General features: G+C 64.4%; 33 protein-coding genes and 1 pseudogene. All 34 read left to right on the top strand.

Going from position 1 to position 26,695, the window contains the following annotated elements:
• Positions 1 to 76 precede the first annotated feature (76 nt).
• Entirely contained in the window at positions 77 to 1,414 is a 1,338-nt protein-coding gene (locus IPK65_06075; GenBank protein ID MBK8162715.1) for a hypothetical protein, read from the top strand.
• Positions 1,383 to 4,334, top strand: a complete 2,952-nt coding sequence (gene rpoB, locus IPK65_06070) for a DNA-directed RNA polymerase subunit beta (protein MBK8162714.1) — start codon at positions 1,383 to 1,385, stop codon at positions 4,332 to 4,334. The genes IPK65_06075 and rpoB overlap by 32 nt, the downstream gene beginning before the upstream one ends.
• A gap of 72 nt (positions 4,335 to 4,406) precedes the next feature.
• Positions 4,407 to 8,600, top strand: a complete 4,194-nt coding sequence (rpoC, locus tag IPK65_06065) for a DNA-directed RNA polymerase subunit beta' (protein ID MBK8162713.1) — start codon at positions 4,407 to 4,409, stop codon at positions 8,598 to 8,600.
• A 365-nt stretch (positions 8,601 to 8,965) separates the two neighbouring features.
• Positions 8,966 to 9,340 (top strand): 30S ribosomal protein S12, encoded by a 375-nt coding sequence (rpsL, locus tag IPK65_06060; GenBank protein MBK8162712.1) that lies wholly within the window; start codon positions 8,966 to 8,968, stop codon positions 9,338 to 9,340.
• 33 nt (positions 9,341 to 9,373) lie between these two features.
• Complete coding sequence (rpsG, locus tag IPK65_06055) at positions 9,374 to 9,844, top strand: 30S ribosomal protein S7 (protein ID MBK8162711.1); 471 nt, start codon at positions 9,374 to 9,376, stop codon at positions 9,842 to 9,844.
• A 71-nt stretch (positions 9,845 to 9,915) separates the two neighbouring features.
• Positions 9,916 to 12,017, top strand: a pseudogene (fusA, locus tag IPK65_06050) (elongation factor G).
• Between the two features lie 43 nt (positions 12,018 to 12,060).
• Entirely contained in the window at positions 12,061 to 13,251 is a 1,191-nt protein-coding gene (gene tuf, locus IPK65_06045) for an elongation factor Tu (GenBank protein ID MBK8162710.1), read from the top strand.
• Between the two features lie 176 nt (positions 13,252 to 13,427).
• Positions 13,428 to 13,742, top strand: coding sequence for a 30S ribosomal protein S10 (rpsJ, locus tag IPK65_06040; protein ID MBK8162709.1), 315 nt, complete (start codon positions 13,428 to 13,430; stop codon positions 13,740 to 13,742).
• A gap of 28 nt (positions 13,743 to 13,770) precedes the next feature.
• Positions 13,771 to 14,412 carry a 50S ribosomal protein L3 gene (gene rplC, locus IPK65_06035; protein ID MBK8162708.1) on the top strand — a complete coding sequence of 214 codons (642 nt, stop codon included), beginning with the start codon at positions 13,771 to 13,773 and terminating at the stop codon, positions 14,410 to 14,412.
• A gap of 11 nt (positions 14,413 to 14,423) precedes the next feature.
• Positions 14,424 to 15,041 (top strand): 50S ribosomal protein L4, encoded by a 618-nt coding sequence (rplD, locus tag IPK65_06030; protein MBK8162707.1) that lies wholly within the window; start codon positions 14,424 to 14,426, stop codon positions 15,039 to 15,041.
• Positions 15,038 to 15,334, top strand: coding sequence for a 50S ribosomal protein L23 (rplW, locus tag IPK65_06025; GenBank protein MBK8162706.1), 297 nt, complete (start codon positions 15,038 to 15,040; stop codon positions 15,332 to 15,334). The genes rplD and rplW overlap by 4 nt, the downstream gene beginning before the upstream one ends.
• Positions 15,335 to 15,355: 21 nt before the next feature.
• The gene (rplB, locus tag IPK65_06020) at positions 15,356 to 16,180 is read left to right on the top strand and encodes a 50S ribosomal protein L2 (protein MBK8162705.1); all 825 of its coding nucleotides are present in this window, start codon (positions 15,356 to 15,358) and stop codon (positions 16,178 to 16,180) included.
• A gap of 36 nt (positions 16,181 to 16,216) precedes the next feature.
• Positions 16,217 to 16,489 carry a 30S ribosomal protein S19 gene (rpsS, locus tag IPK65_06015; GenBank protein ID MBK8162704.1) on the top strand — a complete coding sequence of 91 codons (273 nt, stop codon included), beginning with the start codon at positions 16,217 to 16,219 and terminating at the stop codon, positions 16,487 to 16,489.
• Between the two features lie 15 nt (positions 16,490 to 16,504).
• On the top strand, positions 16,505 to 16,837 hold the full coding sequence (rplV, locus tag IPK65_06010) for a 50S ribosomal protein L22 (protein ID MBK8162703.1): 333 nt from the start codon (positions 16,505 to 16,507) through the stop codon (positions 16,835 to 16,837).
• A gap of 20 nt (positions 16,838 to 16,857) precedes the next feature.
• Positions 16,858 to 17,535 (top strand): 30S ribosomal protein S3, encoded by a 678-nt coding sequence (rpsC, locus tag IPK65_06005; protein MBK8162702.1) that lies wholly within the window; start codon positions 16,858 to 16,860, stop codon positions 17,533 to 17,535.
• A 23-nt stretch (positions 17,536 to 17,558) separates the two neighbouring features.
• Positions 17,559 to 17,972, top strand: coding sequence for a 50S ribosomal protein L16 (gene rplP / locus IPK65_06000; GenBank protein MBK8162701.1), 414 nt, complete (start codon positions 17,559 to 17,561; stop codon positions 17,970 to 17,972).
• Entirely contained in the window at positions 17,972 to 18,172 is a 201-nt protein-coding gene (gene rpmC, locus IPK65_05995; GenBank protein ID MBK8162700.1) for a 50S ribosomal protein L29, read from the top strand. The genes rplP and rpmC overlap by 1 nt, the downstream gene beginning before the upstream one ends.
• A complete protein-coding gene (gene rpsQ, locus IPK65_05990) occupies positions 18,169 to 18,429 on the top strand; it encodes a 30S ribosomal protein S17 (GenBank protein MBK8162699.1) in 261 nt (86 codons plus the stop codon). Before rpmC ends, rpsQ begins: the two co-directional genes overlap by 4 nt.
• Positions 18,430 to 18,459: 30 nt before the next feature.
• A complete protein-coding gene (rplN, locus tag IPK65_05985) occupies positions 18,460 to 18,828 on the top strand; it encodes a 50S ribosomal protein L14 (protein ID MBK8162698.1) in 369 nt (122 codons plus the stop codon).
• A 26-nt stretch (positions 18,829 to 18,854) separates the two neighbouring features.
• Positions 18,855 to 19,172 (top strand): 50S ribosomal protein L24, encoded by a 318-nt coding sequence (gene rplX / locus IPK65_05980; protein ID MBK8162697.1) that lies wholly within the window; start codon positions 18,855 to 18,857, stop codon positions 19,170 to 19,172.
• Between the two features lie 19 nt (positions 19,173 to 19,191).
• Positions 19,192 to 19,731, top strand: coding sequence for a 50S ribosomal protein L5 (gene rplE / locus IPK65_05975; GenBank protein MBK8162696.1), 540 nt, complete (start codon positions 19,192 to 19,194; stop codon positions 19,729 to 19,731).
• 12 nt (positions 19,732 to 19,743) lie between these two features.
• Complete coding sequence (rpsN, locus tag IPK65_05970; protein MBK8162695.1) at positions 19,744 to 20,049, top strand: 30S ribosomal protein S14; 306 nt, start codon at positions 19,744 to 19,746, stop codon at positions 20,047 to 20,049.
• A 40-nt stretch (positions 20,050 to 20,089) separates the two neighbouring features.
• Positions 20,090 to 20,485 (top strand): 30S ribosomal protein S8, encoded by a 396-nt coding sequence (gene rpsH, locus IPK65_05965; protein MBK8162694.1) that lies wholly within the window; start codon positions 20,090 to 20,092, stop codon positions 20,483 to 20,485.
• 10 nt (positions 20,486 to 20,495) lie between these two features.
• Entirely contained in the window at positions 20,496 to 21,029 is a 534-nt protein-coding gene (rplF, locus tag IPK65_05960; GenBank protein MBK8162693.1) for a 50S ribosomal protein L6, read from the top strand.
• Positions 21,030 to 21,043: 14 nt separating this feature from the next.
• Entirely contained in the window at positions 21,044 to 21,400 is a 357-nt protein-coding gene (gene rplR, locus IPK65_05955) for a 50S ribosomal protein L18 (protein MBK8162692.1), read from the top strand.
• A 15-nt stretch (positions 21,401 to 21,415) separates the two neighbouring features.
• Positions 21,416 to 21,919 carry a 30S ribosomal protein S5 gene (gene rpsE / locus IPK65_05950; GenBank protein ID MBK8162691.1) on the top strand — a complete coding sequence of 168 codons (504 nt, stop codon included), beginning with the start codon at positions 21,416 to 21,418 and terminating at the stop codon, positions 21,917 to 21,919.
• Positions 21,919 to 22,113: a 50S ribosomal protein L30 gene (gene rpmD, locus IPK65_05945; GenBank protein MBK8162690.1), complete on the top strand. Its 195-nt coding sequence runs from the start codon at positions 21,919 to 21,921 to the stop codon at positions 22,111 to 22,113. The genes rpsE and rpmD overlap by 1 nt, the downstream gene beginning before the upstream one ends.
• Before the next feature lie 2 nt (positions 22,114 to 22,115).
• Positions 22,116 to 22,550: a 50S ribosomal protein L15 gene (gene rplO, locus IPK65_05940; GenBank protein MBK8162689.1), complete on the top strand. Its 435-nt coding sequence runs from the start codon at positions 22,116 to 22,118 to the stop codon at positions 22,548 to 22,550.
• On the top strand, positions 22,551 to 23,909 hold the full coding sequence (gene secY, locus IPK65_05935; GenBank protein MBK8162688.1) for a preprotein translocase subunit SecY: 1,359 nt from the start codon (positions 22,551 to 22,553) through the stop codon (positions 23,907 to 23,909). It abuts the gene before it with no gap.
• 44 nt (positions 23,910 to 23,953) lie between these two features.
• On the top strand, positions 23,954 to 24,067 hold the full coding sequence (rpmJ, locus tag IPK65_05930) for a 50S ribosomal protein L36 (protein MBK8162687.1): 114 nt from the start codon (positions 23,954 to 23,956) through the stop codon (positions 24,065 to 24,067).
• Between the two features lie 115 nt (positions 24,068 to 24,182).
• Positions 24,183 to 24,539, top strand: a complete 357-nt coding sequence (gene rpsM / locus IPK65_05925) for a 30S ribosomal protein S13 (protein MBK8162686.1) — start codon at positions 24,183 to 24,185, stop codon at positions 24,537 to 24,539.
• A gap of 29 nt (positions 24,540 to 24,568) precedes the next feature.
• Positions 24,569 to 24,958, top strand: coding sequence for a 30S ribosomal protein S11 (gene rpsK / locus IPK65_05920; GenBank protein ID MBK8162685.1), 390 nt, complete (start codon positions 24,569 to 24,571; stop codon positions 24,956 to 24,958).
• Between the two features lie 11 nt (positions 24,959 to 24,969).
• Positions 24,970 to 25,596 carry a 30S ribosomal protein S4 gene (gene rpsD / locus IPK65_05915; GenBank protein MBK8162684.1) on the top strand — a complete coding sequence of 209 codons (627 nt, stop codon included), beginning with the start codon at positions 24,970 to 24,972 and terminating at the stop codon, positions 25,594 to 25,596.
• Between the two features lie 51 nt (positions 25,597 to 25,647).
• Positions 25,648 to 26,676 carry a DNA-directed RNA polymerase subunit alpha gene (gene rpoA, locus IPK65_05910; protein MBK8162683.1) on the top strand — a complete coding sequence of 343 codons (1,029 nt, stop codon included), beginning with the start codon at positions 25,648 to 25,650 and terminating at the stop codon, positions 26,674 to 26,676.
• Positions 26,677 to 26,695 lie beyond the last annotated feature (19 nt).

Here is a 26,695-nt window from a genome sequence, read left to right as displayed (position 1 = left end):
AGGCGCGTGTAGCCGCACAGCCGTGTTCGTCATTCGTGAAGATCTGCTGATGTATATCAATACTTGAGGAACCCCGATGCCATACTCTTATACAGAGAAAAAATGTATCCGCAAGGATTTTGGCAAACGCCCCAGCGTCCTGAAGGTCCCGTATCTGCTCGCCACCCAGATCGATTCCTATCAGACGTTCCTGCAGGCGGAGGCGGCGCCGGACCAGCGCGCCAACCAGGGCCTGGAGGCGGCGTTCCGCTCGGTGTTCCCGATCCTCAGCTATTCGGGCAACGCGGCCCTCGACTACGTCAGCTATGAACTCGGCAAGCCGGTGTTCGACGTCAAGGAATGCCAGCTGCGCGGGGTGACCTACTCGGCGCCGCTCAAGGTCAAGGTGCGCCTGGTGATCTACGACAAGGACGCGCCGGCGAACTCGCGCTCGGTCAAGGATATCAAGGAGCAGGAGGTCTACATGGGCGAGATCCCGCTCATGACCTCGAACGGCACTTTCGTCATCAACGGCACCGAACGCGTCGTGGTGTCCCAGCTGCACCGCTCGCCCGGTGTGTTCTACGATCACGACAAGGGCAAGACGCACTCCTCCGGCAAGGTGCTCTACTCCGCCCGCATCATTCCCTACCGCGGATCCTGGCTCGACTTCGAGTTCGACCCGCTGGACTGCGTGTTTGTGCGCATCGACCGCCGCCGCAAGCTGCCGGCCACCGTGCTGCTGCGCGCGCTCGGCTACAGCAACCAGCAGATCCTGGAGCTGTTCTTCGACATCAACACCTTCCGCATCGGTAAGGACGGCATCAAGCTCGACCTCATCCCCGACCGCCTGCGCGGCGAGACCCTGCTGTTCGATCTCAAGGGACCCAAGGGCAAGGTCATCGTCGAGGCGGGGCGCCGCATCACCGCGCGCCACGTGCGCGAGATGGAGAGCCAGCAGCTCAGCGCCATCCCGGTGCCGAAGGAATACCTGATCGGCAAGACGCTGGCGCACGACATGGTCGACGAACTCACCGGCGAGGTGCTGGCCGAGGCCAACACCGAGCTGAGCGTCGAGCTGATCGACAAGTTCATCGACGCCGGCCTGAAGGAGCTGCGCACGCTCTACACCAACGAGCTCGATCGCGGTCCGTACATGTCCGAGACCCTGCGCATCGACCAGACCCGCACCCAGCTCGAGGCGCTGGTGGATATCTACCGCATGATGCGCCCGGGCGAGCCGCCGACCAAGGAGGCCGCGGAGGTGCTGTTCCGCAACCTGTTCTTCAACTCCGAACGCTACGATCTTTCCGCGGTCGGCCGGATGAAGTTCAACCGCCGCGTGCAGAACGACACCATCGTCGGCCCCGGCATCCTGATCGACGACGTCTACTTCACCACCCCTGCTGGAAGGCGCCCTGAAGCTGAAAGGTGACAACGACGCCATCGCGGTGGCGCAGCTCAAGATCCTGGAGTCGTCCCTGCTCGACCTGCCGGCGCTGCAAGGCAAGGGCGAGGGTGACAAGATCGCCTGGGGCGATCTCAAGAAGGCCCTGGCGGAGTGGGGTTCGGACATCATCGAAAGCCTGCGCGTGCTGGTCGACATCAAGAACGGCAAGGGCACGGTGGATGACATCGACCACCTCGGCAACCGCCGCATCCGCTGCGTCGGCGAGATGGTGGAAAACCAGTTCCGCGTCGGTCTGGTGCGTGTCGAACGCGCCGTGCGCGAACGCCTGGCGCTGGCCGAGTCCGAGGGCCTGATGCCGCAGGAGATGATCAACGCCAAGCCGGTTACGGCGGTGATCAAGGAGTTTTTCGGCTCCAGCCAGCTGTCTCAGTTCATGGACCAGAACAACCCGCTCTCCGAGGTGACGCACAAGCGCCGCGTCTCGGCCCTTGGGCCGGGCGGCCTGACGCGCGAGCGCGCGGGCTTCGAGGTGCGCGACGTGCATCCCACCCATTACGGCCGCGTGTGCCCGATCGAGACGCCGGAAGGCCCGAACATCGGCCTCATCAACTCGATGTCGGTCTACGCGCGTACCAACGAGTACGGTTTCCTTGAGACCCCGTACCGCAAGGTGGTGGACGGGCGTGTCACCGACGAGATCGAATATCTGTCGGCGATCGAGGAAGGCCAGTACATCATCGCGCAGGCCGGCGCCACCCTGGACAAGAAGGGGGCGCTGACCGAGGAGCTGATCTCGTGCCGGCATGAGAACGAGTTCACCATGATGACGCCGGATCGCGCCCAGTACATGGACGTGTCGCCCAAGCAGATCGTCTCGGTGGCCGCCTCGCTGATCCCGTTCCTCGAGCACGACGACGCCAACCGTGCGCTGATGGGCTCGAACATGCAGCGCCAGGCGGTGCCGTCGCTGCGCGCCGAAAAGCCCCTGGTGGGCACCGGCATGGAGCGTACCGTTGCGATCGACTCCGGCACCGCGGTGGTTTCCGCGCGCGGCGGCGTGGTCGACATGGTCGACGCGGGCCGCATGGTGGTGCGGGTGCATGATGAGGAGACCGCGACCGGCGAACCGGGCGTGGACATCTACAACCTGATCAAGTACACGCGTTCCAACCAGAACACCTGCATCAACCAGAAGCCGCTGGTGCAGCCGGGCGACGTCATCGCCAGGGGCGATGTGCTCGCCGACGGCTCGTCCACCGATACCGGTGAGCTGGCGCTGGGGCAGAACCTGCTGGTGGCGTTCATGCCGTGGAACGGTTACAACTTCGAGGACTCCATCCTGATCTCCGAGCGCGTGGTGGAGGAGGATCGCTATACCTCCATCCACATCGAGGAGATCACCTGCGTCGCGCGCGACACCAAGCTTGGGCCGGAGGAGATCACCTGCGATATCCCCAACGTCGGCGAGACCGCGCTGGCGAAGCTCGACGAGTCGGGCATCGTCTACATCGGCGCCGAGGTCGGTCCGGGCGACATCCTGGTCGGCAAGGTGACGCCGAAGGGCGAGACCCAGCTGACGCCGGAGGAGAAGCTGCTGCGTGCGATCTTCGGCGAAAAGGCCTCCGACGTGAAGGACACTTCCGCCCGGGTGCCCTCGGGCATGGCAGGCACGGTGATCGACGTGCGCGTGTTCACGCGCGACGGCGTCGAGAAGGACAAGCGCGCCCAGCAGATCGAGAAGACCGAGCTCGAGCGCATCAAGAAGGACCTCAACGACGAGTTCCGCATCCTCGAGGAGGACATCTTCCTGCGCGTCGAGAAGGTCCTGGTCGGCAAGACCGCCGAGGGCGGGCCGAAGGCGATCAAGAGCGGGACCAAGATCACCAAGACGCTGCTCGACGAGGTGCCGCGCGAGAAGTGGTTCGAGGTGCGGATCAAGAACGAGGCCGCGGTCAAGGAGCTCGAGGGGCTCAACGACCAGCGCGCCCGCCTGCGCAAGACCTTCGACGAGAAGTTCGAGCACCAGCGCGGCAAGCTGAGCCAGGGCGACGACCTCGCCCCCGGCGTGCTCAAGATGGTGAAGGTCTACCTCGCCGTGAAGCGACGCGTGCAGCCGGGCGACAAGATGGCCGGCCGCCACGGTAACAAGGGCGTGATCTCGATGATTGTTCCGGTCGAGGACATGCCCTACATGGCCGACGGCACCCCGGTCGACATTGTGCTGAACCCGCTCGGCGTGCCCTCGCGCATGAACGTCGGCCAGGTGCTCGAGACCCATCTCGGCTGGGCCGCCAAGGGCGTGGGCAAGCGGATCGGCGAACTGCTCGACGCGCAGCACAAGGCGGTCGAGGTGCGCAAGCTGCTCGACAAGATCTACAACACCAGCGGCAAGAAGGAAGATCTCTCCACGCTGAGCGATGACGAGGTGATGGCGCTGGCCGAGAATCTGCGCGGCGGCGTGCCGATGGCGACGCCGGTGTTCGACGGCGCCACCGAGGGCGAGATCAAGGGCATGCTGGAACTGGCCGGCCTGCCGGTCTCGGGCCAGACCACGCTGCACGACGGTCGCACCGGCGACGCCTTCGAGCGCCAGGTCACGGTCGGCTACATGTACATGCTGAAGCTGAACCACCTGGTCGACGACAAGATGCACGCCCGCTCCACCGGTCCGTACAGCCTGGTCACCCAGCAGCCGCTGGGCGGCAAGGCCCAGTTCGGCGGCCAGCGCTTCGGCGAGATGGAGGTGTGGGCGCTGGAGGCCTACGGCGCCGCCTACACGCTGCAGGAGATGCTGACGGTGAAGTCGGACGACGTCCACGGCCGCACGGCTATGTACAAGAACATCGTCGACGGCGACCACCACATGGAACCGGGCATGCCCGAGTCGTTCAATGTGTTGCTGAAGGAGATCCGCGCGCTCGGCATCGATGTCGAGCTGGAGTAAGGCGCGGACGCACGGCGGGCGGGCGCGCGGCGCCCGCGGGGTTACAAGCGAATCTGATCGGGAGACACGGCTTTGAAAAACCTACTCAACATGTTCAAGCAGCAGGGGCAGATCGAGGAATTCGACGCCATTCGCATCGGGCTGGCTTCGCCGGCGAAGATCCGGTCCTGGTCCTTCGGCGAGGTGAAGAAGCCCGAGACGATCAATTACCGCACCTTCAAGCCCGAGCGTGACGGCCTGTTCTGCGCCAAGATCTTCGGGCCGGTGAAGGACTACGAATGCCTGTGCGGCAAGTACAAGCGCCTCAAGCACCGCGGCGTGATCTGCGAGAAGTGCGGCGTCGAGGTCACGGTGACCAAGGTGCGGCGCGAGCGCATGGGCCACATCGAGCTGGCCAGCCCGGTGGCGCACATCTGGTTCCTCAAGTCGCTGCCCTCGCGCATGGGCCTGCTGCTCGACATGACGCTGCGCGACATCGAGCGCGTGCTCTATTTCGAGGCCTTCGTCGTCATCGATCCGGGCATGACCCAGCTCGAGCGCGGCCAGCTGCTCACCGACGAGGCCTACCTCGACGCGATCGAGGAGCACGGCGACGAGTTCGACGCGCGCATGGGCGCCGAGGCGATCCAGCAACTGCTTGGCTCGCTCGATATCAAGGTCGAGGTGGAGAAGCTGCGCGAGGACATCGCCAGCACCAACTCCGACACCAAGCTCAAGAAGCTGACCAAGCGTCTCAAGCTGATGGAGGCCTTCCTCGATTCCGGCAACCGCCCCGAGTGGATGGTGATGTCGGTGCTGCCGGTGCTGCCGCCGGAACTGCGCCCGCTGGTGCCGCTGGATGGCGGCCGCTTCGCGACCTCGGACCTGAACGACCTCTACCGCCGGGTGATCAACCGCAACAACCGCCTGAAGCGCCTGCTCGACCTCAATGCACCGGACATCATCGTGCGCAACGAGAAGCGCATGCTGCAGGAGGCGGTCGACGCGCTGCTCGACAACGGCCGCCGCGGCAAGGCCATCACCGGCACCAGCAAGCGCCCGCTGAAGTCGCTCGCCGACATGATCAAGGGCAAGCAGGGCCGTTTCCGCCAGAACCTGCTCGGCAAGCGCGTCGACTACTCCGGCCGTTCCGTTATCGTGGTCGGCCCGACGCTGCGCTTGCACCAGTGCGGACTGCCGAAGAAGATGGCGCTCGAGCTGTTCAAGCCGTTCATCTTCAGCAAGATCGAGCGGCGCGGGCTCGCCACCACGATCAAGGCAGCAAAGAAGATGGTCGAGCGCGAGGGCCCGGAGGTGTGGGACATCCTCGAAGAGGTGATCCGCGAGCATCCCATCCTGCTCAACCGCGCGCCCACGCTGCACCGCCTCGGCATCCAGGCCTTCGAGCCGACGCTGATCGAAGGCAAGGCGATCCAGCTGCACCCGCTCGTCTGCACCGCGTTCAACGCCGACTTCGACGGCGACCAGATGGCCGTGCACGTGCCGCTGTCGCTGGAGGCCCAGCTCGAGGCGCGCGCGCTGATGATGTCGTCCAACAACATCCTGTCGCCCGCCAACGGCGAGCCGATCATCGTACCGTCGCAGGACGTGGTGCTCGGCCTCTATTACATGACGCGCGAGAAGGTCAACATGCCCGGCGAGGGCATGGTGTTCGCCGACCTCACCGAGGTGCACCGCGCCTACGAGACACGCCAGGTCGACATCCATGCGCGCATCAAGGTCCGCATTGACGAGGTCGTTATCGATCAGGATGGCAACCGGAGCGGGGGCCGGCGCCTGGTCTCCACCACGGTGGGCCGCGCGCTGCTGTTCGAGATCGTGCCTGAGGGCATGTCGTTCGACCTCATCAACCGCGACATGAACAAGAAGGCGATCTCCAGCCTGGTCAACATCTGCTACCGCCGCGTCGGCCTCAAGGAGACCGTGATCTTCGCGGACCGCCTGATGTACACCGGTTTCAGCTACGCCACCCGCGCCGGCGTCTCCATCGGCGTCGACGACATGGTGATCCCGCGCGAGAAGGCCGGCATCATCGAGGCCGCCGAGCAGGAGGTGAAGGACATCGAGGCGCAGTACACCTCGGGCCTGGTCACCAACGGCGAGCGCTACAACAAGGTGGTCGACATCTGGTCGCACACCAACGACAAGGTCGCCAAGGCGATGATGGAGAAGCTCGGCACCGACGTCGCGACCGACAGCGAGGGCAAGGAGATACGCCAGCCCTCGTTCAATTCCATCTTCATGATGGCCGACTCGGGCGCGCGCGGTTCGGCCGCGCAGATCCGCCAGCTCGCCGGCATGCGCGGCCTGATGGCCAAGCCGGACGGCTCGATCATCGAGACGCCGATCACCGCGAACTTCCGCGAGGGCCTCGACGTGCTGCAGTACTTCATCTCGACGCACGGCGCCCGCAAGGGTCTGGCCGACACCGCGCTGAAGACCGCGAACTCCGGATACCTGACGCGCCGCCTGGTCGACGTGGCGCAGGACCTCGTCATCACCGACCTCGACTGCGGCACCACCGACGGAGTGATGATGACCGCCCTGATCGAGGGCGGCGACGTGGTCGAGGCGCTCGGCGCCCTGGTGCTCGGCCGCGTGCTGGCCGAGGACGTCAGGTTGTCGGACGAGACGATACCCGCCGGTACCCTGCTCGACGAGCAGTGGGTCGAGCAGATGGAGAAGGAGGGCGTCGATCACGTCAAGGTGCGCTCGGCAATCACCTGCCGCAACCGCCACGGCATCTGCGCCGCCTGCTACGGGCGCGACCTGGCGCGCGGCCACCTCGTCAACATTGGCGAGGCGGTCGGCGTCATCGCGGCGCAGTCGATCGGCGAACCCGGCACGCAGCTCACCATGCGCACCTTCCACATCGGCGGCGCCGCGTCGCGTGCCGTGACCGTCAACTCGGTCGAGGCCAAGATCGCCGGCACCGTGCGGCTCGACAACATCAAGCTGGTGCAGAACAGCAGCGGTATCAACGTGGCGGTGTCCCGTTCCGGCGAGCTGATCGTCGTCGACGGCGGCGGCCGTGATCGCGAGCGCTACAAGATCCCCTACGGCGCGCTGATCTCGGTCAACGACGGCGACAAGGTCGCCGCCGGCCAGCAGCTCGCCAACTGGGATCCGCACACCCATCCGGTGGTGACCGAGGTCGGCGGACGCCTGAGCTACTCGGACATCATCGACGGCGTGACAGTGCAGCGCCAGACCGACGAGTTCACCGGTCTTTCCAGCATGGTGGTGACCGATCCCAAGTCGCGCGGGCTCAGCACCAAGGACCTGCGCCCGATGGTCAAGATCGTGGACGAGAAGGGCCATGAGCGCCACTTCGCGGGCACCGACATCCCGGCCGTGTACTACCTCCCGGCCGGCGCCATCATCAGCCTCGAAGACGGCGCCGGGGTGATGGTCGGCGACGTCATCGCGCGTATTCCGCAGGAATCCTCCAAGACGCGCGATATCACGGGCGGTCTGCCCCGCGTGGCCGACCTGTTCGAGGCGCGCAAGCCGAAGGACCCGGCCATCCTGGCCGAGATCTCCGGCACCGTGGCCTTCGGCAAGGACACCAAGGGCAAGCAGCGCCTGATCATCGTCGGCGAAGACGGCGAGCGCTTCGAGGGGCTGATACCGAAGTGGCGCCACATCACCGTGTTCGAGGGCGAGCACGTGGAGAAGGGCGAGGTGATCGCCGATGGCCCGCCGTCGCCGCACGACATCCTGCGCCTGCTCGGCGTGGAGCCGCTGGCGAAGTACATCGTCAAGGAAGTGCAGGACGTCTATCGCCTGCAGGGCGTGAAGATCAACGACAAGCACATCGAGGTGATCGTGCGCCAGATGCTGCGCAAGATCGAGATCAGCTCGCCCGGCGAAACCGGTTTCCTGGCCGGCGAGCAGGTCGAGCGCGCGCGCCTGATGGAGGAAAACGACAAGGCCGCGGCGGAGAAAAAGCAGCTTGCGCTGTACGTCCCGGTGCTGCTCGGCATCACCAAGGCCTCGCTTGCCACCGAGTCCTTCATCTCCGCGGCCTCCTTCCAGGAGACCACCCGCGTGCTGACCGAGGCCGCGGTGAGCGGCAAGATCGACAGCCTGCGCGGCCTGAAGGAGAACGTGATCGTGGGCCGCCTGATCCCGGCGGGCACCGGTCTCGCCTACCACCTGGAGCGTCAGCGCCGGGCGGCCGTGCCGGAGGCCCCGGCGGAGGATAAGCAGCCGACCACGAGCGAGGTGGAAGAGGCCCTGCGGCAGGCGCTCAACGTCACCTGAGCGCGGCCGACGCGCCGGAAATCCGTCTCCGCCCGCGCAGGTCCCCGCATCAACGCCCCCCTCCGGGAACGGTCGGGGGCGTTTTCTTTTCCGCCCCGGCGGCGCCCCGTACCGCGTAGCTCATAAGGCCGTATATCTGCGGGATTTCCCGCGCCGGAACAACTCCCGATAGACGCCATTTTCAGGCGCAATGTCTTGACAGGCTGTGATTATCGACCTAAACTCTCGCGTCTTTGCAGAAGCAATCTGCTTCTCTCGAGTACTGGTCACTCAATCTAAGCGTTCAACCGTTGGCGAATGCGCCGCAGGCGCCTCGTCCCGACTGGCTGGACGCTTAACGTTTATGAGGGGTGGGGTAAGTCGGAATGGCGACAGTCAATCAGTTGGTCAGAAAGCCGCGGTCGCGTAAAGCCGCCAAGAGCACGGTGCCCGCGCTGGAAGGGTGCCCGCAGAAACGGGGGGTGTGCACGCGCGTCTACACCACGACCCCCAAGAAGCCGAACTCGGCGCTGCGCAAGGTCGCCCGCGTCCGTCTCACCAACGGGATGGAGGTCACCTCATATATAGGTGGCGAAGGCCACAACCTGCAGGAGCACTCGGTGGTGCTGATCCGCGGGGGCCGTGTCAAGGATTTACCGGGTGTGCGATATCACACGGTGCGCGGCAGCCTCGACACCTCCGGCGTGGACGGGCGCCGCCAGGGCCGCTCGAAATACGGCGCCAAGCGCCCCAAGGGTTGATCAGCCCGATCTTAGACTGACGGACGAAAGACGATGGCAAGACGCAGAGTAGCAGCAAAGCGGGAGCGGATGCCGGATCCGAAATACGGGAACCGGAATCTGGCGAAGTTCATCAACATGATCATGACCAGCGGCAAGAAGTCGATCGCCGAACGCATCGTCTACGGCGCGCTGGATCAGGTGGCGGCGAAGGGCAAGAGCGACCCGCTCGATTCCCTCGTCAAGGCGCTGGACAACATCCGGCCGCTGGTCGAGGTGAAGTCCCGCCGCGTCGGCGGCGCCACCTACCAGGTGCCGATGGAGGTGCGCGGCGAGCGCAGCCAGGCGCTTGCCATGCGCTGGCTGGTGGACACCGCGCGCAACCGCAGCGAAAAGACCATGGGTCTGCGGCTGGCCGCCGAGATCCTCGATGCCTGCGAGAATCGCGGCGCGGCGGTGAAGAAACGCGAGGATACGCACCGCATGGCCGAGGCCAACAAGGCCTTCTCGCATTATCGCTGGTAACAGATTCAGGAACGGGGGCGGACTCAGGTCCGTTCCCGACCGGGTTAAACGGACAGTAGACAGGATCGGACGTGGCTAGAAAGACCCCCATAGAACGGTACCGTAACATCGGCATCATGGCGCACATCGATGCCGGTAAGACGACGACGACCGAACGCGTCCTGTTCTATACCGGCGTGTCGCACAAGATGGGCGAGGTGCACGACGGCGCCGCGACCATGGACTGGATGGAGCAGGAGCAGGAGCGCGGCATCACCATCACATCGGCCGCCACCACCTGCTTCTGGAAGGGCATGGACAAGCAGTTCCCGGAGCACCGCATCAACATCATCGATACCCCGGGACACGTCGATTTCACCATCGAGGTCGAGCGCTCGCTGCGCGTGCTGGACGGCGCCTGCGCGCTGTTCTGCGCCGTCGGCGGCGTCGAGCCGCAGTCCGAGACCGTGTGGCGCCAGGCCAACAAGTACGGCGTGCCGCGCCTCGCCTTCGTCAACAAGATGGATCGCGCCGGCGCCAACTTCCTGCGCGTGGTCCAGCAGATCAAGAGCCGCCTGGGCGCCAACCCGGTGCCGCTGCAGCTGCCGATCGGCGCCGAGGAAAATTACAAGGGCGTGGTCGATCTGCTGCGCATGAAGGCTATTTTCTGGAACGAGGCGGATCAGGGCATGACCTACCGGCTGGAGGATATCCCGGCCGACATGCAGGCGACCTGCGCGGAATGGCGCGAAAAAATGGTCGAGTCCGCCGCCGAGGCCAGCGAGGAGCTGATGGAGAAGTACCTCGAAGGCACTGAGCTGTCGATCGAGGAACTCAAGCAGGGGCTGCGCAAGCGCGCACTGGCCAACGAGATCGTTCCCACGCTGTGCGGTTCGGCGTTCAAGAACAAGGGCGTGCAGGCGATGCTGGACGCCGTGGTCGAGTACCTGCCGGCGCCGACCGATGTCATCGCCATCAAGGGCCATCTCGACGATGCCGCGGAGACGCTCGCCGAGCGCCACGCCGCGGACGAGGAACCGTTCGCCGCGCTGGCGTTCAAGATCGCCACCGACCCCTACGTCGGCACGCTGACCTTCTTCCGCGTCTATTCCGGCGTGGTGAATTCCGGTGACTCCGTCATCAATTCCGTCAAAGGCAAGAAGGAGCGCTTCGGCCGCATCGTGCAGATGCACGCGAATTCGCGTGAGGAGATCAAGGAAGTGCGCGCGGGCGACATCGCCGCGGCGGTGGGCCTGAAGGACGTCACCACCGGCGACACGCTGTGCGACCTCGAGCAATGTCATCGTGCTCGAGAAGATGATCATTCCCCGAGCCGGTCATCTCGGTGGCGGTGGAGCCGAAGACCAAGGCCGACCAGGAAAAGATGGGCATCGCGCTCAACAAGCTGGCGGCGGAGGATCCCTCCTTCCGCGTACGCACCGACGAGGAATCCGGTCAGACCATCATCTCCGGCATGGGCGAGCTCCATCTCGAGATCATCGTCGACCGCATGAAGCGCGAGTTCGGCGTCGAGGCCAACGTCGGCGCGCCGCAGGTGGCGTATCGCGAGGCAATCCGCAAGACGGTGGAGCAGGAAGGCAAGTTCGTGCGCCAGTCGGGCGGCCGCGGCCAGTACGGCCATGTGTGGCTGCGCCTGGAGCCGCTCGAGCGCGGCACCGGTTACGAGTTCGTCAACGGCATCGTGGGCGGCGTGGTGCCGCGCGAGTACATCGCGCCGGTGGACAAGGGCGTGAAGGAGCAGATGGACAACGGCGTCATCGCGGGCTTCCCGATGGTCGACGTGCGTGTCACCCTGTTCGACGGCTCCTACCACGACGTCGATTCGAACGAAATGGCATTCAAGATCGCCGGTTCCATGGCCTTCAAGGACGGCGTGCGCAAGGCGAATCCCGTCATCCTCGAGCCGATCATGAAGGTCGAGGTCGTCACCCCCGAGGATTACATGGGCGACGTGATGGGAGACCTCAACCGCCGGCGCGGCATCATTCAGGCGATGGAGGACGCGCCCGCGGGCAAGATCGTGCGCGCCGAAGTGCCGCTGGCGGAGATGTTCGGCTACGCCACGTCGCTGCGCTCGGCGACGCAGGGGCGCGCCACCTATACCATGGAATTCACCCGCTATTCCGAGGCGCCCAACAGCGTCGCGGAGGCGGTGATCAAGAAGGCCTCCTGAGATTAGTAATCAACACAGCTGAGACAGAACAAGGGGAACTCCTATGTCGAAAGGAAAATTTGAGCGTAAGAAGCCGCATGTGAACGTGGGCACGATTGGCCACGTGGACCATGGAAAGACGACGTTGACGGCGGCGCTGACGAAGGTTCTGGCGGAGAAATTCGGCGGCGAGGTGCTGAACTACGACCAGATCGACAAGGCCCCGGAAGAGAAGGCGCGCGGGATCACGATCTCGACGTCACACGTGGAATACGAGTCGTCGGCACGGCACTACGCGCACGTGGACTGCCCGGGACACGCGGACTACGTGAAGAACATGATCACGGGCGCGGCGCAGATGGACGGCGCGATCCTGGTGGTCTCGGCGGCGGACGGCCCGATGCCGCAGACGCGGGAGCACATCCTGCTGGCGCGCCAGGTGGGCGTGCCGTACATCGTGGTGTACCTGAACAAGGCGGACATGGTGGACGACGCCGAGCTGCTGGAGCTGGTGGAGATGGAAGTGCGCGAGCTGCTGACGGTGTACAAGTTCCCCGGGGACGACACGCCGATCGTGACGGGCTCGGCGCTGAAGGCGCTGGAAGGTGACAGCTCGCCGATCGGGATACCATCGGTGGTGAAGCTGGTGGAAGAGATGGACCGGTACATCCCGGTGCCGGAGCGCCCGAAGGACAAGCCGTTCCTGATGCCGATCGAGGACGTATTCTCGATTTCGGGGCGCGGGACGGTGGTGACGGGCCGCATCGAGCGCGGGATTGTGAAGGTGGGCGACGAGATCGAGATCGTGGGCATCAAGCCGACGACGAAGACGACGTGCACGGGCGTGGAGATGTTCCGCAAGCTGCTGGACGAGGGCGAGGCGGGCGACAACGTGGGCGTGCTGCTGCGCGGCACGAAGCGCGAGGAAGTGGAGCGCGGCCAGGTGCTGTGCAAGCCGGGTTCGATCACGCCGCACACGAAGTTCGAGTGCGAGGTGTACATTCTGGGCAAGGAAGAGGGCGGCCGCCACACGCCGTTCTTCAACGGTTACCGCCCGCAGTTCTACTTCCGGACGACGGACGTGACGGGGGCGTGCGACCTGCCGGCGGGGATCGAGATGGTGATGCCGGGTGACAACGTGAAGATGACGGTGTCGCTGATCAACCCGATCGCGATGGAAGAAGGGCTGCGCTTCGCGATCCGCGAGGGCGGCCGCACCGTCGGCGCCGGCGTCGTCGCCAAAGTCCTCGAGTAATTAAGAGGGGGGACAGACTGAAGTCTGTCCCCCGCTGGATAGTAAACCCCAGCGGGGCGGGGCGAACTTCAGTCCGTCCCCGGATATCCGGCCCAGCAACGGCTGGATCGAAGAGCAGGAGGGGACAGACTTAAGTCTGTCCCCAGTTAAGTAAGTAACAGAATCAGGAAACCGCGATGGCAACGAGTCAAAGGATACGGATACGGCTGAAGGCGTTCGATCACCGGCTGATCGACCGCTCTGCGCGCGAGATCGTGGAGACCGCCAAGCGCACCGGCGCGCACGTCAAGGGACCGATCCCGCTGCCGACGCGCAAGGAACGCTTCACCATCCTGATCTCGCCGCATGCGAACAAGGATGCGCGCGACCAGTACGAGATCCGCACGCACAAGCGCCTGCTCGACATCGTCGATCCGACGGACAAGACGGTGGATGCCCTCATGAAGCTGGATCTGGCGGCGGGCGTCGACGTGCAGATCAAGCTGCACTGAGCAGGAACGAGTTGAAGGAACCGGGGCCATGACAATAGGTGTAGTCGGTCGTAAACATGGGATGACGCGCATCTTCACCGAGGACGGCAATGCCGTGCCGGTGACGGTGATCGAGGTCGCGCCCAACCGCATCACGCAGGTCAAGACGGTCGAGAGCGACGGCTATCGCGCCGTGCAGGTGACCACCGGCACGCGCCGCGCCACGCGCGTCCTCAAGCCGCAGGCGGGTCATTACGCCAAGGCCGGCGTCGAGGCCGGGCGCGGGCTGTGGGAGTTCCGCCTGTCCGAGGGTGAGGGCGAGGCATTCACCGTCGGCGGGGAGATCAAGGCGGACATTTTCCAGGCCGGACAGAAGGTCGATGTGAGCGGGGTCACCAAGGGCAAGGGCTTCGCCGGCACCATCAAGCGTCACAACTTCACCATGGGCGATGCGACCCACGGTAACTCGCTGTCGCATCGCGCCCCGGGCTCGATCGGCCAGCGCCAGTCGCCGGGCCGCGTGTTCAAGGGCAAGCGCATGGCGGGGCATATGGGCGACGCGCAGCGCAGCATTCAGAATCTGGAAGTGGTGCGCGTGGATGCCGAACGCAACCTGCTGCTGGTGCGGGGCGCGGTCCCGGGCGCGAGCGGCGGGAACGTGATCGTGCGCCCGTCGGTCAAGGCTCGCTGAGGATACGCGACATGGATATCACACTGAAAAATGCAACGGGCAATGCGGGCGGCGCGCTCAAGGTCGCCGATGCGACGTTCGGCTGCGAGTTCAACGAGGCGCTGGTGCACCAGGTGGTGACCGCGTATCTTGCGGCGGGCCGCGCCGGTACGCATGCGCAGAAGACGCGCTCGCAGGTCAGGGGCGGCGGCATCAAGCCGTGGAAACAGAAGGGTGGCGGCCGCGCCCGCGCCGGCAGCATCCGCAGCCCGCTGTGGCGCGGCGGCGGCAAGACCTTCGCGGCAGTGCCCGCCGATTATTCGCAGAAGGTCAACCGCAAGATGTACCGCGCGGCGGTCCGTTCCATCCTGTCCGAGCTGCTGCGGCAGGACCAGCTCGTGGTGGTGGACAGCTTCGGTGTCGACGAGCCAAAGACCCAGTCACTGGTGGTGAAGCTCAAGGCGCTCGGACTGGACAGCGTGCTGGTGGTGACCGACAGCACCGACGACAAGCTGATGCTGTCCGCACGCAACCTGCACAAGGTCGAGGTCATGAATACCGCTGAGGTTGACCCGGTCAGCCTGATCCGTTTCGACAAGGTTCTGATGACGGCGGCCGCGGTGAAGAAGTTTGAGGAGCAGCTCGCATGAACCAGGAACGCCTGATGAAGGTCCTGCTGTCGCCGCACGTCTCCGAGAAGGCGACCGTGGTGGCTGAAAAACACAAGCAGTTCGTGTTCCGCGTCGCTCCGGACGCGACCAAGCCGGAGATCAAGCAGGCGGTCGAGCATCTGTTCAAGGTCGAGGTCGACCAGGTGCGGGTGGTCAACTGCATTGGCAAGAGCAAGCGCTTCGGCGCCTCATACGGCAAGCGTTCCGACTTCAGAAAGGCCTACGTGGCGCTGAAACCCGGTTTCGACATCGATTTCTCCGGGCAGCAGTAACAGGACTGGGACAGGACGATCATGGCACTTGTAAAAACCAAACCGACATCGGCCGGACGCCGCTTCGTAGTGAAGGTGGTTCATCCCCATCTGCACAAGGGTGATCCGCACCCGGCGCTGATCGAGAGCATGACCCGCGGCAGCGGCCGCAACAACAACGGCCATATCACGGTGCGCCACATCGGCGGCGCCCACAAGCGCTATTACCGCATCATCGACTTCAAGCGCGACAAGGACGGCATCCCGGCCCGTGTCGAGCGGATCGAATACGATCCGAACCGCAGCGCGCACATCGCCCTGCTGCTGTACTCCGACGGCGAGCGGCGCTACATTGTCGCGCCCAAGGGCGTGACCGCCGGCGACGAGCTGCAGTCGGGAAGCGATGCGCCCATCCGCCGCGGGAACTGCCTGCCGATCCGCAATATCCCGGTCGGCTCGGAAATCCACTGCGTCGAGATGAAGCCCGGCAAGGGCGCGCAGCTTGCGCGCAGCGCCGGCGCTTCGACACAGCTCATTGCGAAGGAGGGCACCTATGCCATCCTGCGACTGCGATCAGGCGAGATGCGCCGCATTCTGGTAGACTGCCGCGCTGTCATCGGCGAAGTGAGCAACGCGGAGCATTCCCTGCGCTCGCTCGGCAAGGCGGGTGCGAAGCGCTGGCGCGGCATCCGTCCGACCGTGCGCGGAACGGCGATGAACCCGGTCGACCATCCGCATGGCGGTGGCGAGGGGCGCAACTTCGGCAAGCACCCCGTGACGCCGTGGGGCCAGCCGACCAAGGGATACAAGACGCGGAAGAACAAGCGCACCGGAAACATGATCGTGCGCGACCGCAGGACCAAGTAAGCGGGCCGACAGGAATCGAGTTGCAGAGGTTAGTCAATGCCACGTTCAATCAAAAAAGGGCCGTTCGTCGACCTGCACCTGATCAAGAAGGTGGACCAGGCCGTCGCGGAAAACAGCAAGCGTCCGATCAAGACCTGGTCGCGGCGTTCCATGATCCTGCCCGACATGGTTGGGCTGACCATCGCCGTGCACAACGGGCGCCAGCACGTGCCGGTGCTGGTGACGGAGAACATGGTCGGACACAAGCTGGGCGAATTCGCCGCGACGCGCACCTTCAAGGGGCACGTGGCGGACAAGAAGACCAAATAGTCACGGGTGGCGAAGATGGAAATTTACGCTAAGCGCAGATACGCGGGTATTTCCGCCCAGAAATGCCGGCTGATAGCGGACCAGATCCGCGGTCTGCCGGTTGACCGGGCGCTGAACATGCTCACCTTCAGCCCCAAGCAGGCGGCGGTGCTGGTGCGGAAGCTCCTGCTCTCCGCCATCGCCAACGCGGAGCACAACGAGGGGGCCGACATCGACGAGCTGAAAGTATCGCGCATCTTCGTGGACGAGGGCCCGCAGCAGAAGCGCTGGAGCCCGCGTGCGCGCGGCCGCGCCAACAAGATATTGAAGCGTACCAGCCACATCACCGTGGCGGTGAGCGACAAGTAGAGCATAGAGAGCGGAACATCATGGGCCAGAAAGTACATCCGACAGGCATTCGTCTTGGCATCGTCAAGGACTGGACGTCAAAGTGGTACGCCGATTCGAAGAACTACGCCGACTACCTGCTTACCGACCTGCGCGTGCGCGAGTATCTCAAGCAGAAACTGTCGGCCGCGTCCGTCAGCCGCATCCAGATCGAGCGGCCGGCGCGCACCGCGCACATCACCATCCAGACCGCGCGTCCTGGCATGGTGATCGGCAAGAAGGGCGAGGACATCGAGCACCTGCGCAAGGAAGTCGCCGCGATGATGAAAGTGCCCGTGCACATCAACATCGAGGAGATCCGCAAGCCCGAGCTCGACGCCCAGCTGGTGGCGGAGAGCATCGCGCAGCAGATCGAGCGCCGCATCATGTACCGCCGTGCCATGAAGCGCGCGGTCACCAACACCATGCGCCTGGGAGCGCTCGGCATCCGCGTCAACGTCGCGGGACGCCTGAATGGCGCCGAGATCGCGCGCAGGGAGTGGTACCGTGAGGGCCGCGTGCCGCTGCACACCCTGCGCGCCGACATCGACTACGGTTTCACCGAGGCGCGTACCGCGTCGGGCGCGATCGGTGTGAAGGTATGGGTATTCAAGGGCGAGGTGTTCGACCGCGATGCGCACGAGAAAGACAGCGCCGCCGACAAGGTTGAATCCGCCTAATTATCTCAGTATAGGGACGCAACATGCTGCAGCCAAAGAGAACCAAATTCCGCAAGCAGATGAAGGGGCGCAACCGCGGGGTTGCGACCAGCGGCAACAAGGTCAGTTTCGGCGAGTACGGCCTGCAGGCGATCGTGGGCGGCCGCATCACGTCGCGCCAGATCGAGGCCGCCCGTCGCGCCATGACGCGCTTCGTAAAGCGCGGTGGCAAGGTGTGGATCCGCGTGTTCCCCGACACCCCGGTGACCAAGAAACCGCTCGAGGTGCGCATGGGAAGCGGCAAGGGCAACGTCGAATTCTGGGTGGCCATCACGCAGCCCGGCAAGATGCTGTATGAAATGGAAGGCGTGACCGAAGAAATCGCGCGCGAGGCGTTCAAGCTGGCTGCCGCGAAGCTGCCCGTCAAGACGGCGTTCGTTACGAGGACGGTGATGTGATGAAGGCGAAAGAGCTGAGAGGCAAGAACGTCGGCGAGCTGAAGCAGGATCTGCTCGGGCTGCTGCGCGAACAGTTCAACCTGCGCATGCAGAAGGGCACCGGCCAGCTTGGCCAGTCCCACCGCATCCGCGCCGTGCGACGCGACATTGCGCGCCTCTACACGGTGCTGAATGACAAGGCGAAAGGCAAAACCTCATGAATGAACAGACAAAGGCGTCGCGCGGCGTGACCGGGCGCGTTATCAGCAACAAGATGGACAAGACCATAACCGTGCTGATCGAGCGCCGGCTGCCGCACCCGGTCTACCGGAAATACGTGCGCAGCTCGTCCAAACTGCACGCGCACGACGAGAACAACGAATGCAGGGAAGGTGACACCGTGGTCATCGAACAGTCGCGGCCCCTGTCCAGGACCAAGTCGTGGCGCCTGGTCAAGGTCGTCGAACGGGCTAAGTGACGGCTGCGGCCACTTGAAGGAGACGGAACAATGATTCAGATGCAGACAAGGTTGGACGTGGCGGACAACAGCGGCGCACGCGAACTGATGTGCATCAAGGTGCTGGGCGGCTCACACCGCCGCTACGCCGGCATCGGCGACATCATCAAGGTCAGCATCAAGGACGCCATTCCGCGCGGGAAGGTGAAGAAGGGCGAAGTATACGATGCCGTCGTGGTGCGCACCCGCAAGGGCATCCGCCGCCCGGATGGCTCCCTGATCCGCTTCGACAGCAACGCGGCAGTGCTGCTCAACAACCAGAAGCAGCCGATCGGCACCCGCATTTTCGGGCCGGTCACACGCGAACTGCGCACGGAGCAGTTCATGAAGATCATTTCGCTCGCGCCGGAAGTGCTCTGAGACGCGGGCGGGAGAGCGAGGCTGAGATGAGCAAGATCAAAAAGAACGACGACGTGATGGTGATCGCGGGCAAGGACAAGGGCAAGCGCGGCACCGTGGTGCGCGTGCTGACCGACGACCGCGTCATCGTCGAGAACATCAACATGATCAAGCGCCACACCAAGCCGAATCCGACACGCGGCGTGGCGGGCGGCATCGTGGAGAAAGAGGCGCCGATCCACATTTCCAACGTGATGCTGTTCAATCCGGTGACTAAGAAGCCGGATCGCGCGGGTTACCGCACGCTGGAAGACGGGCGCAAGGTGCGCTTCTTCAAATCAAACAACGAAGTACTGGACAGTTGAACCGGGCAGGTTGACCGTTATGGCAAGATTGAAGGAATTCTATCGGGAAAAGGTGGTGCCGCAGATGATGCAGCGCTTCGCCTACAAGAGCGTGATGGAGGTGCCACACCTCGTCAAGATCACGATCAACATGGGCGTGGGCGAGGCGGTCGCCGACAAGAAGGTGATCGAGAATGCGGTGGCGGACCTGGAGAAGATCAGCGGCCAGAAGCCGGTGGTCACCGAGGCGCGCAAGTCCATCGCCGGCTTCAAGGTCCGCGAAGGCTGGCCGGTTGGCTGCAAGGTGACGCTGCGCAGCAATCGCATGTACGAATTCCTGGATCGCCTGATCAGCATCTCGATCCCGCGCATCCGCGACTTCCGCGGGGTGAACGGGCGCTCCTTCGACGGACGCGGCAACTTCAGCATGGGTGTGCGCGAGCAGATCATCTTCCCTGAGATCGAGTACGACAAGATCGACGTGATCCGCGGGATGGACATCACCCTGACGACCAGCGCGAAGACCGACGCCGAGGCGCGCGCGCTTCTCGAGTCGTTCAGCTTTCCGTTCAGAAACTGAGGACCAGGCATTATGGCAAAGACTTCCATGGTCAACCGGGAAATCCGCCGTCAGCGCGTGATCCGCAAGTACGCCGGCAAGCGTACCGAGCTGAAGAACCAGCTGCGCGATCCCAAGCTGGGCTTCGAGGAGAAGGCCGAGCTGCGCCGCAGGTTCCAGATGCTGCCGCGCGACGCCAGCCCCACACGGCTGCGCAACCGCTGCCGCCTGACGGGGCGCCCGCACGGCTTCTACCGCAAGTTCGGCCTGGGCCGCAACAAGCTGCGCGAGGCCGCCATGCGCGGGGATGTCCCCGGCCTGGTGAAGGCGAGCTGGTGATCCAACTACTGAGACAGGGCAAAGGATTCAGGAAAATCGTATGAGCATGACCGATCCCATAGCAGACATGCTGACCCGCATCCGCAACGCGCAGCAGAACGGGGTTGCATCGGTGTCCATGCCCGCCTCGAAGCTGAAGGCGGCCATCGCCGGCGTATTGAAGGACGAGGGCTACATCGCGGATTGCGCGGTGAAGCAGGAAGGCAGCAAGAGCACCATGACGATCACCCTCAAGTATTTCGAGGGCAAACCGGTGATCTCGAGCCTGAAGCGTGTAAGCCGTCCCGGCCTGCGCATCTACGAGGCGCGCGACGATCTGCCCAAGGTCATGGGCGGACTCGGTATCGCCATCGTCAGCACCTCGGCCGGGGTTATGACAGATCGCGCCGCCCGCGCCAGGGGCCAGGGCGGCGAAGTACTCTGCCTGATTTCGTGAGTGATGAGCCATGTCAAGAATAGCTAAACAACCGATTCCGCTGCCGACCGGCGTTTCCGTCACCATGAGTCCGGGCGCGGTTGCAGTGAAGGGCGCCAAGGGCGAGTTGCGGCGCGACATTCCGCCCGCGATCCGGCTGGTGCAGGAAGACGGCGAGCTGAAGGTGCAGCTGGTTGACGACAGCGGCCTGTACCACGCCATGTCGGGCACGGTGCGCGCTCTGCTGAAGAACATGGTGACCGGTGTCAGCAAGGGTTTCGAGCGCAAGCTCACGCTGGTCGGGGTGGGATACCGCGCCCAGGTGCAGGGCAAAGCCCTCAACCTGACCCTCGGTTTCTCGCATCCGGTCAGCTATCCGGTGCCGGAGGGGATCGTCATCGAGACCCCGAGCCAGACCGAGATCGTGATCAAGGGTATCGACAAGCAGAAGGTCGGGCAGGTAGCCGCCGAGATCCGCGCCTATCGTCCGCCGGAGCCTTACAAGGGCAAGGGCGTGCGTTACGCGGATGAGCAGGTGATCCTCAAAGAGGCCAAGAAGAAATAAGGTGGGCAGGACACGTGGATAAGAAACAGTCACGCTTGCGGCGCGCGCGTCGTGGACGCGCCAAGATGAAGGAGCTGGAAACCTACCGTCTGAGCGTTTTCCGCACGCCGCGGCACATTTATGCGCAGGTGATCAGCCCTGACGCCTCCGGTGTAATTGCCAGCGCCTCTACGCTGGACGCCGAGGTCAAGGCGGCCCTGCAGGGTTACCCGGGCAACGCCTCCGCGGCGGCTGTCGTCGGCAGGATGGTCGCGGAGCGGGCGAAGGCGGCCGGCCTGACCAAGGTTGCCTTCGACAGGTCTGGGTACAGATATCACGGTCGCGTGAAGGCGCTGGCGGATGCCGCGCGCGAACACGGGCTGGAATTCTAAGCAAGGGTCGATACGATGGCGAGATTCGAGGCAGGCGAGAGCAGCGACGAGCTGCAGGAAAAACTGGTCGCGGTTCGGCGCGTGTCCAAGACCGTCAAGGGCGGACGCCAGTTCGGCTTCTCCGCCCTGACCGTGGTCGGCGACGGCAACGGCAAGATCGGTTTCGGCAGCGGCAAGGCGCGCGAGGTACCGGCGGCGATCCAGAAGGCGATGGAAAACGCGCGGCGCAACATGCAGCAGATCAGGCTCAACGGCGGCACGCTGCAGTATCCGATCACCTCCAGGCACGGGGCCGCCAAGGTGTTCATGCAGCCGGCGTCGGTCGGCACGGGCATCATCGCGGGCGGCGCCATGCGCGCGGTGTTCGAGGTTCTCGGTGTGCGCGACGTGCTGGCGAAGTGCATCGGTTCGCCGAATTCGGTGAACGTCGTCCGCGCCACGATCAAGGGGTTGCAGGATATGACGAACCCGGAAGAGGTCGCGCGCAAACGCGGCAAGAAGGTCGAGGAGATCACGTGATGGCCGCAGGCAAGAAGAACCTGAAGGTGACGCTGGTCCGCAGCCTGCACGGCAGGCTGGCGGCGCACAAGGCCTGCGCGCATGGGCTCGGCCTGCGCCGCATTCGCCACTCCGTCGTGGTGGAGGATTCGCCGTGCACTCGCGGGATGATCAACAAGATCTCCTACATGGTCAAATACGAGGAAGTACGCTGATGATGCGCTTGAACACACTCAAGCCGGCGGAGGGCTCCAAGCAGGTGCGCCGCCGCGTCGGGCGCGGGATCGGCTCCGGGCTGGGCAAGACCGCAGGGCGCGGCCACAAGGGCCAGTACGCGCGCGCGGGCGGCTATCACAAGCTGGGCTTCGAAGGCGGCCAGATGCCGCTGCACCGCCGTCTGCCCAAGGTCGGCTTTGTTTCGCGCTCCGCGCGCGGCAAGGCCGAGGTGCGCCTGTCCGAGCTCGCCAAGGTGAAGGCGGATGTCATTGATCTGGCCGCCCTGAAGGAGGCCAACATCATCAACGGCCGCATCGAGCGCGCCAAGGTGATCGCCTCGGGCGAGATCGGCGTGGCGGTTACCCTGCGCGGCATCGCGGTCACCCGGGGTGCCCGCGCCGCGATCGAGGCCGCGGGCGGAAAAATCGAGGAATAAGTGGCTGCGAACCGATCAGCGCCGGCCGGCGGTCTGGGTGGATTGACGGGCCTGACCGAGCTGCGGCGGCGCCTGGTGTTCCTGCTCGGCGCCCTGCTGGTCTTCCGCATCGGCGCGTTCATCCCGGTGCCCGGGATCGATCCGGTCGCCCTTGCCGCGCTGTTCGATCAGCAGCGCGGCACGATCCTCGACATGTTCAACATGTTTTCGGGCGGCGCGCTCGGCAGGTTCTCGGTGTTCGCCCTCGGCGTGATGCCCTACATCTCGGCGGCGATCATCATCCAGCTGCTGAGCGCGGTGGTGCCGACGCTGGAGCAGATCAAGAAGGAGGGCGAGTCGGGGCGGCGCAAGCTGACCCAGTACACGCGCTACCTGACGGTCGCGCTCGCGGCGTTCCAGGCCGTCAGCATTACCATTGCGCTGGAAGGCCAGCGCATCGGGCCGGTGCCGGTGGTGATCGATCCGGGCCTGGTGTTCCGCCTGACGGCTGCGGCGACCCTGGTGTCGGGCACCATGTTCCTGATGTGGCTCGGCGAGCAGGTCACCGAGCGCGGCATCGGCAACGGCATTTCGATGATCATCTTCGCCGGTATCGTCGTCGGCCTGCCGCAGGCCGTGGGCGGGACGCTGGAACTGGCGCGCACGGGCGAGCTGCACCTGTTCACCGTGCTCGTCCTGGTGGTGCTGGCGATCGGCGTGACGGCGTTGGTGGTGTTCGTCGAGCGCGGCCAGCGCCGCATCACGGTGAATTACGCCAAGCGCCAGCAGGGGCGCAAGGTGTTCGCCGGGCAGGTCAGCCACCTGCCGCTGAAGCTGAACATGGCGGGGGTGATCCCCCCGATCTTCGCCTCGTCGATCATCCTGTTTCCGGCGACGGCGGCGAGCTGGTTCGGCAACAGCGAGGGCATGGAGTGGCTGAAGGACATCGCGGGCGCCCTTTCGCCGGGCCAGCCCGTGTACGTGATGCTGTTCGCGGTGGCGATCATATTCTTCGCCTTCTTTTATACCGCGCTGCAGTTCAACCCGAACGACACGGCGGAGAATTTGAAGAAGTCGGGCGCGTTCATCCCGGGCATCCGGCCGGGCGAGCAGACCGCGCGCTACATCGACGGCGTGATGACGCGCCTGACCCTGATCGGCGCGATCTACATCACCCTGGTGTGCCTGTTGCCGGAGTTTTTGATCGTCTACTGGAACGTGCCGTTCTATTTCGGCGGCACGTCGCTGCTGATCATCGTGGTCGTGGTCATGGACCTGATGGCGCAGATCCAGGCGCATATGATGTCGCATCAGTATGACAGCCTGCTGAAAAAGGCGAATCTGAAGGGCGGACGGCCGGGATCCGGCCTGCTGCGTTGAGGCGGGTTTAGCCCGCAGTATCAATTCGTTACTGGAGTAATGCCATGAAAGTACAAGCATCCGTGAAGAAGGTCTGCCGGAACTGCAAGGTGGTGCGCCGCCGCGGTGTGGTGCGCATCATTTGCAAGGAAGCCCGCCACAAGCAGCGCCAGGGTTGAGGCGCTGCCCGGCCCCTGGCCGGTTGGCCATTGATTTGTCGTTTGTTTGGGCATAAAATTGCCCGTTTTCGTTGACACACAGGAGCGGCGCCCGATTGGCGCGTGGAGAGGCTGAATGGCTCGTATTGCAGGCATCAATATCCCGGTGAACAAGCATGCGGCGATCGCGCTGTGCTCGATCTACGGTATCGGGAGGACGCGCGCGCGCCAGATCTGCATCGCGTCGAATGTCGACCCTGTCAGGAAAATCAAGGACTTGACCGAAGGCGAGGTGGAAGCGCTGCGCGCCGAGATCGGCAAGGTCAAGGTCGAAGGCGATCTTCGCCGCGAGATTTCGATGAATATCAAGCGCCTGATGGATCTCGGGACCTACCGCGGCCTGCGCCACCGCCGCGGTTTGCCCGTGCGCGGCCAGCGCACCAAGACCAATGCGCGCACCCGCAAGGGGCCGCGCAAGGGCGTGAAGAAGTAACACCCAATTTATTTAAGGATCGAGCGATTATGGTAAAAGGCAGCGCACGGACCCGGAAACGGGTCAAGAAGAACGTCGTCGACGGTGTCGCGCACGTTCACGCCTCGTTCAACAACACCATCGTGACCATCACCGACATGCAGGGCAACACCCTCGCCTGGGTGTCCGCCGGCGCCTCCGGCTTCAAGGGTTCGCGCAAGAGCACACCGTTCGCTGCCCAGGTGGCCGCCGAACGCGCGGGCGAGAAGGTGAAGGAATACGGCCTGAAGAACCTCGAGGTCCAGGTCAAGGGTCCGGGCCCCGGCCGCGACTCCGCCGTGCGCGCGCTGCACAACGCCGGCTTCAAGATCAACAATATCTCCGACGTGACGCCAATCCCGCACAACGGGTGCCGTCCCCCCAAGAAACGTAGAGTTTGAGCGAGACCGCCGTGGCTAAATATACCGATGCAAAGTGCCGTCTGTGCCGCCGTCAGGGCGAGAAGCTGTTCCTCAAGGGCGAGAAGTGTTTCGGCGCCAAGTGCGCCATCGAGAAACGCGGCTTCCCCCCCGGCCAGCACGGCAAGCGCCGCGCGCGCGTGACCGACTATGCCGTGCAGCTGCGCGAGAAGCAGAAGGTGCGCCGCATCTACGGCATTCTCGAGCGCCAGTTCCACCGCTATTACCAGAACGCCTCGCGCGTCAAGGCGTCTACCGGCGAGACCCTGCTGCAGATTCTGGAGAGCCGCCTCGACAACGTGCTCTACCGCATGGGCGCCGGCGCCTCGCGTTCCGAGGCGCGCCAGCTGGTGCGCCACAACGCCGTGACCGTCAACGGCAACAAGGTCAATATCCCGAGTTACCAGGTCAAGGCGAACGACGTGATCGCCCTGACGGACGAGGCCAGGAAGCAGCTTCGCGTACAGGCCTCGATGCAGTTTTCGCAGCAGCAGGGAGGCTGTGAGTGGCTGGATGTCAATCCCGACAAGATGGAAGCCGTGTTCAAGGGTCCTCCCGAGCGGAGCGATCTGCCGGCAGAGATCAACGAGCATCTCATCGTCGAGTTGTACTCGAAGTAAGCGCCGGTCGTCACAGCAGCTCATGCTCATCAACATTGGAGAGGACATCGCATGAAGAACTCTGCGACAGAGTTTCTTAAACCGCGAGTGGTGGATGTTCAGGTCATCAACGACCACCACGCGAAGATTACCCTGGAGCCGCTCGAGCGCGGTTTCGGCCACACCCTGGGTAACGCCCTGCGCCGGATCATGCTGTCCTCGATACCCGGCTGCGCCGTGACCGAGGTCGAGATCGACGGCGTGCTGCACGAGTACAGCTCCATCGAAGGCGTGCAGGAAGACGTCATCGACATCATGCTCAACCTGAAGGGCGTGTCGATCCGCATGGCCGGCCGCAGCGAGGCCACCCTGACCCTGAAGAAGAAGGGTTCCGGGCCGGTGCTGGCGCGCGACATCGATCTGGTCGGCGACGTTGTGATCGTCAACCCGGACCACGTGATCGCCCACCTGACCGACATCGGCGAGCTCAACATGACGCTGAAGGTCGAGCGCGGCCGCGGCTACCAGCCGGCGGTGCTGCGCAAGGAGAACAGCGAGACCAGCCGGCCGATCGGACGTCTGCTGCTGGATGCCTCGTTCAGCCCGATCCGCCGCATCAGCTACGTGGTCGACACCGCGCGCGTCGAGCAGCGTACCGACCTCGACAAGCTGATCATCGACCTGGAAACCGACGGCAGCGTGGACCCGGAGGAGACCATCCGCCGCGCCGCCAAGATCCTGCAGGACCAGCTCACCGTGTTCATCGACCTCGAGGGTCCGGAACTGGAAGAGCCGATGCCGGTGGTCGAGGACATCGACCCGATCCTGCTGCGCCCGGTGGACGACCTCGAGCTGACGGTGCGCTCGGCCAACTGCCTCAAGGCGGAGAACATCTATTACATCGGCGACCTCATCCAGCGTACCGAGGTCGAGCTGCTGAAGACGCCCAACCTGGGCAAGAAATCGCTGACCGAGATCAAGGACGTGCTGGCCTCGCACGGCCTGTCACTGGGCCTGCGCCTGGAGAACTGGCCGCCGGCGAACCTGAAGCAGCGCGAGAAGCAGGGCGAAGACAAGCCGGAGACGGCCGCCTCGGCGTGAGGCGCGCCCGCGCCTGCGG

The organism is Gammaproteobacteria bacterium (genome assembly GCA_016712635.1).
Taxonomy (GTDB): domain Bacteria; phylum Pseudomonadota; class Gammaproteobacteria; order SZUA-140; family SZUA-140; genus JADJWH01.
This window is presented reverse-complemented; position numbering and strand designations above follow the sequence as displayed.